The organism is Pseudomonas syringae, from assembly GCF_021605415.1.
GTDB classification, from domain to species: domain Bacteria; phylum Pseudomonadota; class Gammaproteobacteria; order Pseudomonadales; family Pseudomonadaceae; genus Aquipseudomonas; species Aquipseudomonas syringae_S.
Genome location: NZ_WKEQ01000009.1, coordinates 95,703 through 111,322, shown reverse-complemented (window position 1 = coordinate 111,322; position 15,620 = coordinate 95,703). Strand labels below are relative to the sequence as shown.

13 protein-coding genes are annotated in these 15,620 nt (G+C 60.4%); 5 read left to right on the top strand and 8 right to left on the bottom strand.

What is annotated here, in order from left to right:
* Positions 1 to 9: 9 nt before the first annotated feature.
* The 6 genes from GIW69_RS08875 to GIW69_RS08850 all read right to left on the bottom strand — a co-directional run bounded on the left by GIW69_RS08875 (position 10) and on the right by GIW69_RS08850 (position 7,348).
* Complete coding sequence (locus GIW69_RS08875; protein WP_236481821.1) at positions 10 to 978, bottom strand: CDP-6-deoxy-delta-3,4-glucoseen reductase; 969 nt, start codon at positions 976 to 978, stop codon at positions 10 to 12.
* The gene (ubiD, locus tag GIW69_RS08870) at positions 978 to 2,444 is read right to left on the bottom strand and encodes a 4-hydroxy-3-polyprenylbenzoate decarboxylase (protein WP_102354838.1); all 1,467 of its coding nucleotides are present in this window, start codon (positions 2,442 to 2,444) and stop codon (positions 978 to 980) included. Before ubiD ends, GIW69_RS08875 begins: the two co-directional genes overlap by 1 nt.
* 80 nt (positions 2,445 to 2,524) lie before the next feature.
* Positions 2,525 to 4,480 carry an acyltransferase family protein gene (locus tag GIW69_RS08865; RefSeq protein ID WP_236481820.1) on the bottom strand — a complete coding sequence of 652 codons (1,956 nt, stop codon included), beginning with the start codon at positions 4,478 to 4,480 and terminating at the stop codon, positions 2,525 to 2,527.
* Positions 4,481 to 4,682: 202 nt separating this feature from the next.
* Positions 4,683 to 5,942, bottom strand: coding sequence for a transcription termination factor Rho (gene rho / locus GIW69_RS08860; RefSeq protein ID WP_003229334.1), 1,260 nt, complete (start codon positions 5,940 to 5,942; stop codon positions 4,683 to 4,685).
* Between the two features lie 248 nt (positions 5,943 to 6,190).
* Entirely contained in the window at positions 6,191 to 6,520 is a 330-nt protein-coding gene (gene trxA, locus GIW69_RS08855; RefSeq protein ID WP_003206727.1) for a thioredoxin TrxA, read from the bottom strand.
* A 120-nt stretch (positions 6,521 to 6,640) separates the two neighbouring features.
* Positions 6,641 to 7,348, bottom strand: a complete 708-nt coding sequence (locus tag GIW69_RS08850; RefSeq protein ID WP_236481818.1) for an FCD domain-containing protein — start codon at positions 7,346 to 7,348, stop codon at positions 6,641 to 6,643.
* A 255-nt stretch (positions 7,349 to 7,603) separates the two neighbouring features.
* On the opposite strand from GIW69_RS08850, the gene GIW69_RS08845 reads away from it, so the two are divergent.
* The 5 genes from GIW69_RS08845 to ppx all read left to right on the top strand — a co-directional run bounded on the left by GIW69_RS08845 (position 7,604) and on the right by ppx (position 12,161).
* The gene (locus tag GIW69_RS08845) at positions 7,604 to 8,389 is read left to right on the top strand and encodes a transporter substrate-binding domain-containing protein (RefSeq protein ID WP_236481817.1); all 786 of its coding nucleotides are present in this window, start codon (positions 7,604 to 7,606) and stop codon (positions 8,387 to 8,389) included.
* Between the two features lie 22 nt (positions 8,390 to 8,411).
* Positions 8,412 to 9,080 carry an amino acid ABC transporter permease gene (locus tag GIW69_RS08840; RefSeq protein WP_236481815.1) on the top strand — a complete coding sequence of 223 codons (669 nt, stop codon included), beginning with the start codon at positions 8,412 to 8,414 and terminating at the stop codon, positions 9,078 to 9,080.
* Positions 9,077 to 9,727, top strand: coding sequence for an amino acid ABC transporter permease (locus GIW69_RS08835; RefSeq protein WP_236481814.1), 651 nt, complete (start codon positions 9,077 to 9,079; stop codon positions 9,725 to 9,727). The genes GIW69_RS08840 and GIW69_RS08835 overlap by 4 nt, the downstream gene beginning before the upstream one ends.
* The gene (locus GIW69_RS08830) at positions 9,714 to 10,451 is read left to right on the top strand and encodes an amino acid ABC transporter ATP-binding protein (RefSeq protein ID WP_236481812.1); all 738 of its coding nucleotides are present in this window, start codon (positions 9,714 to 9,716) and stop codon (positions 10,449 to 10,451) included. The genes GIW69_RS08835 and GIW69_RS08830 overlap by 14 nt, the downstream gene beginning before the upstream one ends.
* A 207-nt stretch (positions 10,452 to 10,658) precedes the next feature.
* Positions 10,659 to 12,161: an exopolyphosphatase gene (ppx, locus tag GIW69_RS08825; protein ID WP_236481811.1), complete on the top strand. Its 1,503-nt coding sequence runs from the start codon at positions 10,659 to 10,661 to the stop codon at positions 12,159 to 12,161.
* A 72-nt stretch (positions 12,162 to 12,233) separates the two neighbouring features.
* Here the strand turns inward: ppx and ppk1 are convergent, their stop codons facing one another.
* Together ppk1 and hemB are read right to left on the bottom strand one after the other, a co-directional pair.
* The gene (gene ppk1 / locus GIW69_RS08820) at positions 12,234 to 14,456 is read right to left on the bottom strand and encodes a polyphosphate kinase 1 (RefSeq protein ID WP_236481809.1); all 2,223 of its coding nucleotides are present in this window, start codon (positions 14,454 to 14,456) and stop codon (positions 12,234 to 12,236) included.
* Positions 14,457 to 14,474: 18 nt separating this feature from the next.
* The gene (gene hemB, locus GIW69_RS08815) at positions 14,475 to 15,488 is read right to left on the bottom strand and encodes a porphobilinogen synthase (RefSeq protein ID WP_236481807.1); all 1,014 of its coding nucleotides are present in this window, start codon (positions 15,486 to 15,488) and stop codon (positions 14,475 to 14,477) included.
* Positions 15,489 to 15,620: the final 132 nt, after the last annotated feature.

Below are 15,620 nucleotides of genomic sequence, written 5' to 3'. Positions count from 1 at the left end.
AGGGAAGCGTCAGGAGCGGGGGGCGTAGGCGAATACGTCGGCGCGCATTTGATGGGCATCCATTCCGGCCTCCACCAAGGCGTCCAGCGTCCCGTATACCATCGCCGGCGAGCCGCTGGCGTAGACATGCAGGGGCTTCAGATCGGGGAAATCTTCGCACACCGCTTCATGCAGCATCCCGCAGCGCCCAGCCCAACTGCATTGATCACTGACGACTTTGTGCAGGAACAGATTGGGCAATTTCCGCCATTGGTCCCAGTGCTCGATGTCGTAGAAATCTTCCGGTCGACGCACGCCCCAGTACAGATGCACCGGATGCTTGAAGCCTTCGGCCCGGCAATGCTCGATCAGGCTGTGGATCTGGCCCATGCCGGTACCGGCGGCGACCAGCACCAGCGGGCCATCCGGTAATTCGGCCAGATGCGTGTCGCCGAACGGTAACTCGACGCGCACCATCGAATTGCGCTGTAGCTGCTCGACCAGGCTCAATGCACTGGATTCGCGCGCCAGCACATGAATTTCCAGGTCGCGGCCACCGTGGGGCGCGGAAGCCATGGAAAATGCCGACTTCTCGCCGTTCTCCCGTTCAATCATCAAGTACTGCCCGGCGTGATAGCGCGGCGGCTTGCCCGCCGGTGCGCGCAGGCGCACGCGCCAAGTGTCGCCGCCGACGTCCCGGCATTCGATGACCTGACACGACAGGCTGCGCACCGGCAATTCTCCCAACGCGAGCACGCCATCCCACAGCACGACGCAATCTTCCAGCGGCTGCGCGATACAGGTGTAGAACTCGCCGTGGTCATGCACCTTGCCGTCCTGTTCGACACGGCCTTCCACCAGCAACGCCGCACACACGTGGCAATTGCCGTTGCGGCAGCTTTGCGGGCATTCATAGCCCAGGCGTCGCGCGCCGTCGAGAATACGCTCGCCGGGCTGTATCTCGAGGATGGCGCCGGAGGGCTGCAGGGTTACACGCATCAATCTATTCCTAACTGATTCCAGATGGCATCGATCCGTTGGGTGACGGCATCGTCCTTGACGATCACACGGCCCCACTCGCGAGTGGTTTCACCCGGCCATTTGTGGGTGGCATCCAGACCCATTTTCGAGCCCAGGCCGGATACCGGCGAGGCGAAGTCGAGGTAGTCGATCGGCGTGTTGTCGATCATCACCGTGTCGCGCTTGGGATCCATGCGCGTGGTGATCGCCCAGATCACGTCATTCCAGTCCCGCGCATTGATGTCGTCGTCGGTGACGATAACGAACTTGGTGTACATGAACTGTCGCAAAAACGACCAGACACCGAGCATCACGCGCTTGGCATGCCCCGGGTACGACTTTTTCATCGTCACGATGGCCATGCGGTACGAGCAGCCTTCCGGCGGCAGGTAAAAGTCAGTGATCTCCGGAAACTGCTTCTGCAGGATTGGCACAAACACTTCGTTCAACGCCACGCCGAGGATCGCCGGCTCATCCGGTGGACGGCCGGTGTAGGTGCTGTGGTAGATCGGCTTGATCCGATGGGTGATGCGCTCGACGGTGAACACCGGGAAGCTGTCGACTTCGTTGTAATAACCAGTGTGGTCGCCGTAGGGGCCTTCATCGGCCATTTCGCCTGGATGAATCACACCTTCAAGGATGATTTCGGCGGTGGCAGGGACTTGCAGGTCGTTGCCACGGCACTTCACCAATTCCGTGCGGTTACCACGCAGCAGACCGGCGAAAGCGTATTCGGACAGGCTGTCCGGCACCGGGGTGACTGCGCCAAGAATGGTCGCCGGATCCGCGCCGAGGGCCACGGACACCGGAAACGGCTGGCCGGGATGCTTCTCGCACCACTCACGGAAATCGAGGGCGCCGCCACGGTGGCTGAGCCAGCGCATGATGACCTTGTTGCGGCCAATCACTTGCTGACGGTAGATGCCGAGGTTCTGGCGATCCTTGTTCGGGCCCTTGGTGACGGTCAAACCCCAAGTGATCAGCGGGCCGACATCGCCGGGCCAGCAGGTCTGCACCGGCAGCATGGCCAGATCGACGTCATCGCCTTCGATGACGACTTCCTGGCACACCGCGTCTTTCACAACTTTCGGCGCCATGGCAATGATCTTGCGGAAGATCGGCAGCTTCGACCACGCATCCTTCAAGCCCTTCGGTGGCTCCGGCTCCTTGAGGAACGCCAGCAGCTTGCCGATTTCGCGCAGCTCACTGACCGACTCGGCGCCCATGCCCATGGCCACCCGCTCCGGGGTGCCGAACAGGTTCCCGAGCACCGGGATGTCGTAGCCGGTGGGTTTCTCGAACAGCAGCGCCGGGCCTTTGGCACGCAGCGTGCGGTCGCACACCTCGGTCATTTCCAGCACCGGCGAGACGGGAATCTGGATGCGTTTCAACTCTCCGCGCTGCTCAAGCTGCTGCACGAAATCCCGAAGATCCTTGAATTTCATTGACGATGGCACCCTCAAAATAGGCGTACATCCTACCTGCTCTGACGGGCAAACAGCAGCCCGTCAGCGTCGGTCACCGATCAATCGTGGTTGGTACCCAGCAGCAACGGCGTGAACAACGGGCTCAATCTGGCACTGCCGGAGTCGGAAAGATGATCTTCGTCCTTGTACTGCGAATGGCCGTTGACCTCGATATTGCAGACGCCGTCCGTACACATCATGGCGGTCGGATCGATGACATGGACACCCGGATCGGCGGCAGCCATCGAATCGAACAATGTGCCGAGGAAGTGTTGGCGCGCAAGATGATCCTCAAGCGGTCGGCCCAGACCCTCCGCCACTCTTCCGACCCGCGCCAGGCTGGTCAGGCGATTGATCGCACCTTTTTGCTGCAGCGGCACTTCCTTGAACAGCCAGACTTGTGCGCCGGCATCCCGAATCGCCGCAACCCGGGCCTTGATCGCAGCTGCCATGCGTTGCTCGGCCTGGGCAGTACTGTCGTGCTCGTTGAGCAACACCTTTTTGTCGCCATCCTCACGACCGTAAACATACAGGCTCCAGTTGGACGCCAGCACCACATCCTTGATGCCGAGGCTGCGTACCCGCGCCATGGTTTGCTCGTTGAAATCCTTGCATCGCTGGCGCGGATCATCGCTGAGAATCGGTGGGCAGGCGCTCATGCTGTACAGCCACACCGGGCGACCGTCGCGGTTGGCGTTATTTTCAATAGCCGGCAGCAAGGCTGCGGCGTGGCTGTCGCCCCAAAACAGTCGGGTGGCCGGGACATCCCGATTGCCACCCACCAGGCACGCCTTGTCCAGTTTCTTATCGGAGGTTACCAACATGCATTTCATCTGCCCGGCGTTCCATTCCCGCGACTGCGCGTATTCCAGCGCCTTGCCGGTCAGGCGTTGAGGAATGCCATCGGCAGAACGGATCGCCGAGCCGCTGACAACCAACGCTGCTATGGCCGCGAAACCACCGGCCAGCACCGCTTTGCGGCTGGCGAGCAAACGCTTCTCGCGGAACGGCAGCTCGACATAACGCAGGCTCAACCAGGCAAGACTGAGTGCCAGGGCGATCCAGCCTGCCGCCTCCAGCGGCTGAATGCCGTCAATGGAGATGGCGTTGGCGTAGACATAGACTGGCCAGTGCCACAGATACAGCGAGTAAGAGAGCAAGCCGACCCACACCAGCGCAGGCAAGCTCAGCATTTGTCCGGCCCAAGTCTTGCCCTGTGCGCCCGACCAGATCAATGCGGTCGTGCCCAGCACCGGCAGCAACGCGGCCCAGCCCGGGAATACCGTGGTCTTGTCGAACGTAAACACCGCCAGCAGCACCGCCGCCAGACCGGCCACGCCGACCAGTTGATAAACCCAGGGGCGGATCGCCTGTCGCGGTGCCGGCGTAACCGCGAGCATCGCACCACAAAGCAACTCCCACGCCCGGGTTGGTAACGAGAAAAAAGCGAACTCCGGCCGGCGCTCGATGTAGCCGATGTTCAGTCCGAACGAGACCAGCAGCACGGCGAACAGCACCCAGCGCCAATGCCGTACATAGCGCATCAACAACGCCATCAGCAACGGGAAGAAAATGTAGTACTGCTCTTCCACCGCCAGCGACCAGGTATGCAACAACGGCTTCAAGTCGGAGGCCGGCTGGAAGTAACCGTCCTCACGCATGAACAAAATGTTGGAGATGAACAACGACTGGTAACGAACCGTTCGCCCCAGCTCGGAGAAATCCTTGGCCGTCAGCAGCAGCCAACCCAGCGCCAGCGTGGCCACCATCACCACGGTCAGGGCAGGAATGATGCGGCGGGCACGGCGTGCCCAGAAATCAATGAAGCTGAAACGCTGCGCACTGATTTCGCGAAACAGAATGGACGTGATCAGGAACCCGGAGATGACGAAGAAGACGTCTACGCCGACAAAGCCGCCGCTGAATGCGCTGAAACCAAAGTGAAACAGCACGACCGGAATAACAGCCAGAGCCCGTAAGCCGTCAATGTCGCGACGATTGCCAAATGTATGCATGGCGCCTCTTATCGTTTTAGATACATATCGATTGAGGGCGGTAGACAGCGGGCCGTTGCGGGGGTTGCAAGTAATTCGGGGCGCGTTATGTATTTCAAAAAAACGCCAGACGGCGCCGACTGCATTCAATCCAGACACATAAAAAATCAACGCAAAAAAAGGGGCATCCTCACGGATGCCCCTTTTTATGAAACGCCTGGTGTTACTTGCGCTTCATCGACAAGAAGAACTCGTCGTTGGTCTTGGTCGTTTTCAGCTTGTCGACCAGGAACTCGATGGCGGCGACTTCGTCCATCGGATGCAGCAGCTTGCGCAGGATCCACATGCGCTGCAACTCGTCGTCAGCCGTCAGCAACTCCTCGCGGCGGGTGCCGGAACGGTTGATGTTGATGGCCGGGAAGACGCGTTTTTCAGCGATTTTGCGATCCAGAGGCAGTTCCATGTTGCCGGTGCCTTTGAATTCCTCGTAAATCACTTCGTCCATCTTCGAGCCGGTTTCAACCAGCGCGGTGGCGATAATGGTCAGCGAGCCGCCTTCTTCGATGTTCCGCGCGGCGCCGAAGAAACGCTTTGGTTTCTCCAGGGCGTGGGCATCGACACCACCGGTCAGCACCTTGCCGGAGCTCGGGATCACGGTGTTGTAGGCACGGGCCAGACGGGTGATGGAGTCGAGCAGGATCACCACGTCTTTCTTGTGTTCGACCAGACGCTTGGCCTTCTCGATCACCATTTCGGCAACCTGCACGTGACGGGTCGGCGGCTCGTCGAAGGTCGAGGCCACCACTTCGCCGCGCACGGTGCGCTGCATTTCGGTCACTTCTTCCGGACGTTCGTCGATCAACAGCACGATCAGGTGAACTTCGGGGTTGTTACGCGCGATGTTCGCCGCGATGTTCTGCAGCATGATCGTCTTGCCCGCTTTCGGCGGAGCAACGATCAGGCCGCGCTGGCCTTTGCCGATCGGGGCGCACAGGTCGATGACACGACCGGTCAGGTCTTCGGTGGAACCGTTGCCGGCTTCCATCTTCATGCGCACGGTCGGGAACAGCGGGGTCAGGTTCTCGAAGAGAATCTTGTTCTTCGCGTTCTCGGGACGATCGAAGTTGATCGTGTCGACCTTGAGCAGGGCGAAATACCGCTCGCCTTCCTTCGGAGGGCGGATCTTGCCAACGATGGTGTCACCGGTGCGCAAGTTGAAGCGGCGGATCTGGCTCGGCGAGACGTAGATATCGTCCGGGCCGGCCAAGTAGGAAGCGTCTGCGGAGCGCAGGAAGCCGAAGCCGTCCTGGAGAATCTCCAGCACGCCATCACCGGAGATTTCCTCACCGCTTTTCGCGTGCTTCTTGAGCAGGGAGAAAATCACGTCCTGCTTGCGCGAACGGGCCATATTTTCTATGCCCATCTGTTCGGCCAATTCGAGCAGTTCGGTAATCGGCTTTTGCTTGAGTTCAGTCAGATTCATATAGGAATGACGTAATCATTTATGGAGGGGGGGAAATTAAGCTTTTGGCTTAATGAGGCCGCGCCGCAGAGAAGGCGACAGGATCGCGTACTAATTCGAAAAGGAGTGCGTCGGCGACGGCTAGCAGGGGGCAGTGGAGAAACCACTGCGGGGCCGAATGTACCACCTGAGTTTCGGAGCGTCTAGCCCTGAATACGCAAAAGGCCCCGCGATTTGCGGGGCCTTTTGGTTGACGCTTTCGACGACGCTTAGATGTTGGCGTCGAGGAAAGCTGCCAGTTGCGACTTCGACAGGGCGCCGACCTTGGTCGCCTCGACGTTGCCGTTCTTGAACAGCATCAGTGTCGGGATACCACGAACGCCGTGCTTGGCAGGGGTTTCCTGGTTTTCGTCGATGTTCAGCTTGGCAACGGTCAGCTTGCCTTTGTACGTCTCGGCGATTTCGTCCAGAACCGGAGCGATCATTTTGCAAGGGCCGCACCATTCAGCCCAGTAGTCGACCAGTACAGCGCCTTCGGCCTTGAGTACATCGGCTTCGAAGCTAGCGTCGCTAACGTGTTTGATAAGATCGCTGCTCATGGAATTCTCCGGGTTGTAAGCAAAAAAACGTGGCCCATCATAGCCGCCCTTCCCTTGTTCAGGAAGCCGCAGATGATTGAGTCTTGCTATGGTGTTCGATGACTTTGGGTATAGCTCAAGTCAGGCGGAGGCGGGCGCGATGAAGGCGATCCCGGTTCGCAGCGCCGCGTTACGAACGTGTTCCTGCATGGCTTTTTGCGCAGCGCCGGAGGCACGACGGGCCAGCGCACGGAGGATTTTCCGGTGTTCCTGCCAGGTTTCCATGGCCCGTTCGGCGCGGATGAACGGTAGTTTCTGGCTCTCCAGAAAAATATCGGCACTGGCGGTAAGAATGCTCAACATCGCCTGATTACCGCTGGCCGACAGGATCCGCCGGTGGAACTCGAAATCCAGTTTCGCCGCCGCTTCGAAGTGGTTGCCGCGCAGCTGCTCACGCATCGCGGCGACGTTGTCTTCCAGGGCATCCAGCTCAAACGTGCTCAACGTCACTGCCGCCAGGCCCGCCGCGAAGCCTTCCAGCGCGTAGCGCAACTGAAAGATCTCCAGCGGCGACGCCTGCGCCGCGAACGGCCAGCCCGCCGCGCCCTCACCCCGTGGCAACTCAACCGCCGACTGCACAAATACGCCTTTGCCCGGCTGAATACTGACGACGCCCAACGCACTCAATGACGACAGTGCCTCGCGCAACGATGCCCGGCTGACGCCCAGTTGCACCGCGAGATCACGCTGCGACGGCAAGGCATCACCGGCTTCGAAGCCCTGCTCGGTGATCAGCTTGCGGATGGCTTGCAGCGCCACTTCGGGTACGGCGCGGGAGATCGAGTTCATGGTTTTCCAGACGAGCCAGGCCAATGTGCGGCTAGTTGTAAAGCTATTCGCGGCGCCCGGCAAGTCGTGCCCCAGCGGGGTTCAGCGTCGAACGCCGATGCGCCATGGCAGTGCGAAAAACCACCTGACTGTTCAGACCAGTAAGACCGAAGAAACCCGGCAAAACCGTGGCTTGCCGCGACGATTACGGTGGTTGGCATGCCCCGTGCTCTGTCCGATCGCAGAAATCATTTCCCGCCGATCCGGAGTTTTGCCATGACCCAGCGTTACAGCGCCCTCCTCGCCACCCTGTTTGCCGGCCTGATGCTGTGCCAGGCCCCCGCCCATGCCGACGGTCTGGACGATGTGGTCAAACGCGGCACGCTGAAAGTTGCCGTGCCGCAGGACTTCCCGCCATTCGGCTCGGTCGGCCCAGACATGAAGCCACGCGGCCTCGATATCGACACCGCGAAACTGCTGGCTGACCAACTCAAGGTCAAACTTGAACTGACCCCGGTCAACAGCACTAACCGCATTCCATTCCTGACCACCGGTAAAGTCGATCTGGTGATTTCCAGCCTCGGCAAAAACGCGGAGCGCGAGAAAGTCATCGACTTCTCCCGCGCTTACGCACCGTTCTACCTCGCCGTGTTCGGCCCGCCAGACGCGGCAATCAACAGCCTCGACGACCTCAAAGGCAAAACCATCAGCGTCACCCGTGGCGCCATCGAAGACATCGAGCTGACCAAGGTCGCCCCTGAAGGCCTGACCATCAAGCGCTTCGAAGACAACAACTCGACCATCGCCGCCTACCTCGCCGGCCAGGTCGACCTGATCGCCAGCGGCAACGTGGTGATGGTCGCGATCAGCGAGAAAAACCCGAAACGCGTGCCGGCGCTGAAAGTGAAGCTCAAGGATTCGCCGGTCTACGTGGGCGTGAACAAGAACGAGCCGGCCTTGCTCGGCAAGGTTAACGAGATCCTCGCCACCGCCAAGACCGACGGGGCACTGGAAAAGAATTCGCAAACCTGGCTGAAAGAGCCGCTGCCGGCCGATCTCTGATCGGCCTCGCGGGAGTTACTTAATGGCCTATCAGTTCGATTTTTTGCCGGTGGTGGAAAACACCGACCTGCTTCTGCGCGGGGCGTTGTTCACCCTTGAGCTGACGGCCATCGGCGCGTTCTTCGGCGTCAGCCTGGGGATCGTCGGGGCGTTGGTGCGGGCGTGGAATATCCGCCCGTTCTCGGCGATTTTCGGCGTCTACGTCGAGTTGATCCGCAACACGCCGTTCCTCGTTCAGTTGTTTTTCATCTTCTTTGGCCTGCCGTCCCTCGGCGTGCAGATTTCCGAATGGCAGGCCGCCGTACTGGCGATGGTGATCAACCTCGGCGCGTACTCGACCGAAATCATCCGTGCCGGCATCCAAGCGATCCCTCGCGGTCAACTGGAAGCGGCGGCGGCATTGGCGATGAGCCGTTTTGAAGCGTTCCGTCATGTGGTGTTGTTGCCGGCGCTGGGCAAGGTCTGGCCGGCCCTGAGCAGCCAGATCATCATCGTCATGCTCGGTTCGGCGGTGTGTTCGCAGATCGCGACGGAAGAGTTGAGTTTTGCCGCCAACTTCATTCAGTCGCGCAACTTCCGCGCGTTCGAAACGTATGCGCTGACCACGCTGATCTACCTGTGCATGGCGTTGCTGATCCGTCAGTTGCTGAACTGGTTCGGCCGGCGTTATTTGTCGAGGAGCAGCCAATGAGCGATTTCACCTTCTGGGACATCTTGCGCAACCTGCTGACCGGGCTGCAGTGGACGCTGGCGCTGTCGCTGGTGGCGTTCATTGGCGGCGGGCTGGTCGGTTTGCTGATCATGGTCATGCGCATTTCCGATAAAACCTTGCCGCGCAGCATCGCGCGCACATGGATTGAGCTGTTTCAGGGCACGCCGCTGTTGATGCAGCTGTTTCTGGTGTTTTTCGGCGTGGCCCTGGCCGGGATCGAGATCTCGCCGTGGATGGCCGCCGCGATAGCCCTGACCCTGTTCACCAGCGCTTACCTGGCGGAGATCTGGCGCGGTTGCGTAGAAGCGATCCCCCATGGCCAGTGGGAAGCCTCGTCGAGCCTGGCGCTCAATCCGCTGGAGCAATTGCGTTACGTAATCCTGCCGCAAGCCTTGCGTATTGCCGTGGCGCCGACCGTGGGTTTCTCGGTGCAAGTGGTCAAGGGCACGGCGGTGACGTCGATCATCGGCTTCACCGAACTGACCAAGACCGGCAGCATGCTCGCCAACGCCACGTTCGAACCGTTCATGGTCTACGGCTTCGTCGCCCTCGGCTATTTCCTCCTCTGCTACCCCTTGTCCCTCAGTGCGCGCTACCTGGAAAGGAGACTGCATGCCTCTGCTTAGAATTTCCGCCCTGCATAAATACTACGGCGATCACCACGTCCTCAAAGGCATCGACCTCAGCGTCGAGGAAGGCCAGGTCGTGGCAATCATTGGCCGCAGCGGCTCGGGCAAATCCACCCTTTTGCGCACGCTCAACGGACTGGAATCGATCAACGACGGCGTGATCGAAGTCGACGGCGAATACCTCGACGCCGCCCGCGCCGACCTGCGCAGCCTGCGGCAGAAAGTCGGCATGGTGTTCCAGCAATTCAACCTGTTCCCGCACCTGACGGTCGGCGAAAACGTGATGCTCGCCCCGCAAGTGGTGCAAAAAGTGCCCAAGGCCAAGGCTGCCGAACTGGCGCGGGAAATGCTGGCGCGCGTCGGCCTGGGGGAAAAGTTTGATGCCTTCCCGGATCGCCTCTCCGGCGGGCAGCAGCAGCGCGTGGCAATTGCCCGGGCCTTGGCGATGTCGCCGAAGGTGCTGCTCTGCGACGAAATTACCTCGGCGCTGGATCCGGAACTGGTCAACGAAGTGCTCGGCGTCGTGCGGCAACTGGCCAACGAAGGCATGACGCTGATCATGGTCACCCACGAAATGCGTTTTGCCCGCGAGGTCGGGGACAAACTGGTGTTCATGCATCAGGGCAAAGTGCATGAAGTGGGGGATCCGAAGGTGTTGTTTGCGAATCCACAGACGGCGGAACTGGCGAATTTTATTGGTACGGTTGAGGCGACCGTCTGAAATAACACTGGCGACAGGACGGGCGCCTTCGCGAGCAGGCTCGCTCCCACAGGGAAACGCGGGCTTGTGCAGGAGCGAGCCTGCTCGCGAATGGGCGCGCTGCGATCTGAACTTTTCTGCGCGAGATCAACGGTTTGAACCATGCGCGTTGGCGGCAGCGTTTGATCGTGGCACGATGTCGGGGTTATCGACCGAGACCCCCTGCCCATGCCCCAGAACCAAGCCAAGAATCTGTCCCTGATCGCCGCAATCGACCTAGGCTCGAACAGCTTCCATATGGTCGTGGCCAAGGCCCAGAACGGCGAAATCCGCATCCTCGAACGTCTTGGGGAGAAGGTGCAACTGGCGGCCGGCATCGACGACGAGCGCAAGCTCAGCGAAGAATCCATGCAGCGCGGCCTCGATTGCCTCAAGCGTTTTGCCCAACTGATCAACGGCATGCCCCTGGGCGCCGTGCGGATCGTCGGCACCAACGCCCTGCGTGAAGCGCGCAACCGTGGCGAATTCATCCGCCGCGCCGAAGAAATCCTCGGCCACCCGGTCGAGGTCATCTCCGGTCGTGAAGAAGCGCGCCTGATCTACCTCGGCGTCTCCCACACCCTCGCGGACACCCCGGGCAAACGCCTGGTCGCCGACATTGGCGGCGGCAGCACCGAATTCATCATCGGCCAGCGCTTCGAACCTTTGCTGCGCGAAAGCCTGCAAATGGGCTGCGTCAGTTTCACCCAGCGCTACTTCAAGGACGGCAAGATCACCCCAGCCCGCTACGCCCAGGCGTACACGGCGGCGCGGCTGGAGATCATGAGCATCGAACACGCCCTGCATCGCTTGACCTGGGATGAAGCCATCGGCTCCTCGGGCACCATCCGCGCCATCGGCCTGGCACTCAAGGCGGGGGGCCACGGCACCGGCGAAGTCAACGCCGAAGGCCTGGCCTGGCTCAAGCGCAAACTGTTCAAACTCGGCGACTCGGACAAAATCGATTTCGACGGCATCAAACCGGATCGCCGGGCGATTTTCCCGGCCGGCCTCGCCATTCTCGAAGCCATCTTCGACGCCCTCGAACTGCAACGCATGGATCACTGCGACGGCGCCCTGCGCGAAGGTGTGCTCTATGACCTGCTCGGTCGCCACCATCACGAAGACGTGCGCGAACGCACCCTGACCTCGTTGATGGAGCGTTATCACGTCGATCAGAAACAAGCGGAGCGGGTCGAGCGCAAAGCGCTGCATGCGTTCGATCAGGTCGCGGTGGACTGGGAGCTGGATGACGGTATCTGGCGCGAACTGCTGGGCTGGGCGGCGAAGGTGCACGAAGTCGGCCTGGACATCGCCCACTATCACTACCATAAGCATGGCGCTTATCTGATTGAGCATTCGGATCTGGCCGGGTTCTCCCGTGAAGACCAGCAGATGCTTGCGCTGCTGGTACGCGGCCATCGCCGCAACATTCCCAAGGACAAGTTTGCCGAATTCGGCAAGGACGGCATCAAGCTGATTCGTCTTTGTGTGTTGTTGCGCTTCGCGATTCTGTTTCACCACATCCGTGGGACGCAGGCGATGCCACAAGTCGAATTGCGCGCTGATGGCGACAACCTCGACGTGCATTTCCCGGAAAACTGGCTGGATGAAAATCAGCTGACTCAAGCGGATTTCGGCCTTGAGGCGGATTGGCTGACGCGCGTGGGCATCGTCCTCACCGTCCACTGACACCCTCTCCTACAGGGGCGACACAAAAAAGGCGATCCGTTGGGATCGCCTTTTTATTTGCTAAACCGAAGGTCAGCTACTGACCGGCAAGATCGGGCTGCCCAGCCGCTCCAGCAACGTCGCCTGCGCGCTGCGCGGGTTTTGATTACCCGTCGGCGTATTGCGAATGTAGCGCCCATCCGACTGCAAGCTCCAACTATGTGTGTTGTCAGTCAGATACAACTCCAGCTCTTTCTTCACCCGGGTCAGCAGCTTCTTGCCTTCCACCGGGAAACAGGTCTCGACGCGTTTATCGAGGTTGCGCTCCATCCAGTCGGCGCTGGACAGGAACATCTGCTCCTCGCCACCATTGAGGAAGTAGAAAACCCGGGTGTGTTCGAGGAAGCGGCCGATGATCGAACGCACATGGATGTTGTGCGAAACCCCGGCAATGCCCGGACGCAGACAGCACATGCCGCGCACCACCAGGTCAATGCGCACACCGGACTGGCTGGCCTTGTACAGCGCGCGAATGATCTTCGGATCGGTCAGCGAGTTGAACTTGGCGATGATGTGTGCCGGTTTGCCATCGAGGGCGAACTGGGTTTCCCGGGCAATCATGTCAAGCATGCCCTTTTTCAGGGTGAACGGCGCATGCAGCAGCTTTTTCATGCGCAACGTCTTGCCCATGCCGATCAACTGGCTGAACAATTTGCCGACGTCTTCGCACAAGGCATCGTCGGAGGTCAGCAAGCTGTAGTCGGTGTACAACCGCGCGTTGCCGGCGTGATAGTTGCCGGTGCCGAGGTGCGCGTAACGGACGATCTCGCCCTGCTCTCGGCGCAGGATCAGCATCATTTTGGCGTGGGTCTTGAAGCCCACAACACCGTAGATCACCACCGCACCCGCCGCTTGCAGGCGGCTGGCCAGTTGCAGGTTGGACTCTTCGTCGAAACGCGCGCGAAGCTCGATGACCGCCGTCACTTCTTTGCCGTTACGTGCTGCGTCCACCAGCGCATCGACGATTTCCGAGTTGGCGCCAGAGCGATATAGCGTCTGACGCACCGCCAGAACGTGCGGGTCTTTCGCCGCCTGACGCAACAGGTCGACCACCGGGGTGAACGACTCGAACGGGTGCAGCAGCAGGATGTCCTGCTTGCTCACCACGCTGAATATGTTTTCGCTGTTTTGCAGCAGCTTCGGGATCTGCGGCGTGAACGGCAGGTATTGCAGTTCGCGCTGGCTGTCGAGCCCGGTGATGCTGAACAGCCGCGTCAGGTTCACCGGGCCGTTGACCTGATACAACTCGGTCTCGGCCAGGTTGAACTGCTTGAGCAAGTAGTCCGACAGATGTTTCGGGCAGGTGTCGGCGACTTCCAGGCGCACGGCATCGCCGTAACGGCGCGAGAACAACTCGCCACGCAAGGCACGGGCCAGGTCTTCGACATCTTCGGAGTCGAGCGCCAGATCGGCGTTTCGGGTCAGGCGGAACTGGTAGCAGCCTTTCACCTTCATGCCTTGGAACAAATCATCGGCGTGGGCGTGGATCATCGACGACAGGAACACGTAGTTGTCCCCCGCGCCGCCGACTTCTTCCGGCACCTTGATGATGCGCGGCAACAGGCGTGGCGCCGGAATGATCGCCAGACCGGAATCTCGGCCGAAGGCGTCGATGCCTTCGAGTTCGACGATGAAGTTCAGGCTCTTGTTCACCAGCAACGGGAATGGGTGCGTCGGGTCGAGGCCGATCGGGGTGATGATCGGCGCGATCTCATCGCGGAAATAGCGGCGTACCCAAGTCTTGATCTTGGTCGACCAGTGGCGGCGACGGATGAAGCGCACCTGATGCTTTTCCAGCTCCGGCAGCAGGATGTCGTTGAGGATTGCGTATTGACGATCAACGTGGCCGTGCACCAGCTCACTGATGCGAGCCAGCGCCTGATGCGGCTGCAAACCGTCGGCGCCGGCCTGTTCACGGGCGAAGGTGATTTGCTTTTTCAGGCCGGCGACGCGGATTTCAAAGAATTCGTCGAGGTTGCTGGAGAAGATCAGCAGAAACTTCAGCCGCTCCAGCAACGGGTAGGACTCATCCAGCGCCTGTTCCAGCACGCGGATATTGAACTGCAGTTGCGACAACTCACGGTGGATGTACAGGCTGCTGTCATCCAGACCGGGAATCGCGATCGCCGGGACCGGCGCGGCTTCGGCGACGATCGCGGGCGGCGCGGGCTCGATTTCCGGCGGGGTCTCGGTCACTTGCTCGACCACCGGTTGAGCGTCTTTTACGGCAACTTCAGTCAATCCTTCGGTATTCATTGAATGTTCCTGGGAGGGCTATTTCTGCTCTCGTAACAATTGAGCGGCACGGACAGCAAAGTACGTCAGGATGCCATCGGCGCCAGCACGTTTAAAGGCGGTGAGGGACTCAAGAATCACCCCTTCGCTCAACCAGCCATTCTGGATCGCAGCCATGTGCATCGCGTATTCGCCACTGACCTGATAGACGAACGTCGGCACCTTGAAGGCATCTTTTACCCGCAAAAGAATGTCCAGGTACGGCATGCCTGGCTTGACCATGACCATGTCCGCGCCTTCCGCCAAGTCCGCGCCCACCTCGTGCAGGGCTTCATCGCTATTGGCCGGATCCATTTGATAGGACGCCTTGTTCGCCTTGCCCAGATTCGCGGCGGAACCGACGGCATCACGGAACGGGCCGTAATAGGCGCTGGCGTACTTGGCCGAGTAAGCCATGATGCGCACGTTGACGTGACCGGCAATTTCCAGCGCCTCGCGGATCGCCTGGATGCGGCCGTCCATCATGTCCGACGGGGCAACCACCTGGGCGCCGGCTTCGGCGTGGGACAGGGCTTGCTTGACCAGCGCGTCGACGGTGATGTCGTTCTGCACGTAGCCGCCGTCATCGAGAATGCCGTCCTGGCCGTGGGTGGTGAACGGGTCGAGGGCGACGTCAGTGATCACGCCCAACGCCGGGAAGCGCTCACGCAGCGCGCGGGTGGCACGCTGGGCAATCCCCTGCGGGTTCCAGGCTTCGGCAGCATCAAGGGACTTGAGTTCCAGCGGTGTCACCGGGAACAGCGCCAGCGCCGGAATGCCCAGCTCGACCCATTTGGCGGCTTCTTCAAGCAGCAGGTCGATCGTCAAGCGCTCTACGCCGGGCATCGAGGCCACGGCTTCACGACGGTTTTCACCATCGAGCACAAATACAGGGAGGATCAGGTCATCGACTGTCAGCACATTTTCCCGCACCAGCCGTCGCGAAAAATCATCGCGGCGATTGCGACGCAGGCGAGTGGCGGGGAACAGACGATTGGCGGGGGTAAAGCTCACGGCGGACTCCTGAGCCCGCGCGGAACGGGCGAGCGTGACAGTTATAGACGGCCATTATGACGAACAGATGACAGTTATGTGTGACCCGTGACACGTAGCCGCATTCCATTGTCGTTGTAGGAAATGTTCACG

Bases quoted from the DNA above. Each gene is read 5' to 3' on its own strand.
- GIW69_RS08875 (WP_236481821.1), bottom strand. From the start codon at position 978: ATGCGTGTAACCCTGCAGCCCTCCGGCGCCATCCTCGAGATACAGCCC.
- ubiD (WP_102354838.1), bottom strand. From the start codon at position 2,444: ATGAAATTCAAGGATCTTCGGGATTTCGTGCAGCAGCTTGAGCAGCGC.
- GIW69_RS08865 (WP_236481820.1), bottom strand. From the start codon at position 4,480: ATGCATACATTTGGCAATCGTCGCGACATTGACGGCTTACGGGCTCTG.
- rho (WP_003229334.1), bottom strand. From the start codon at position 5,942: ATGAATCTGACTGAACTCAAGCAAAAGCCGATTACCGAACTGCTCGAA.
- trxA (WP_003206727.1), bottom strand. From the start codon at position 6,520: ATGAGCAGCGATCTTATCAAACACGTTAGCGACGCTAGCTTCGAAGCC.
- GIW69_RS08850 (WP_236481818.1), bottom strand. From the start codon at position 7,348: ATGAACTCGATCTCCCGCGCCGTACCCGAAGTGGCGCTGCAAGCCATC.
- GIW69_RS08845 (WP_236481817.1), top strand. From the start codon at position 7,604: ATGACCCAGCGTTACAGCGCCCTCCTCGCCACCCTGTTTGCCGGCCTG.
- GIW69_RS08840 (WP_236481815.1), top strand. From the start codon at position 8,412: ATGGCCTATCAGTTCGATTTTTTGCCGGTGGTGGAAAACACCGACCTG.
- GIW69_RS08835 (WP_236481814.1), top strand. From the start codon at position 9,077: ATGAGCGATTTCACCTTCTGGGACATCTTGCGCAACCTGCTGACCGGG.
- GIW69_RS08830 (WP_236481812.1), top strand. From the start codon at position 9,714: ATGCCTCTGCTTAGAATTTCCGCCCTGCATAAATACTACGGCGATCAC.
- ppx (WP_236481811.1), top strand. From the start codon at position 10,659: ATGCCCCAGAACCAAGCCAAGAATCTGTCCCTGATCGCCGCAATCGAC.
- ppk1 (WP_236481809.1), bottom strand. From the start codon at position 14,456: ATGAATACCGAAGGATTGACTGAAGTTGCCGTAAAAGACGCTCAACCG.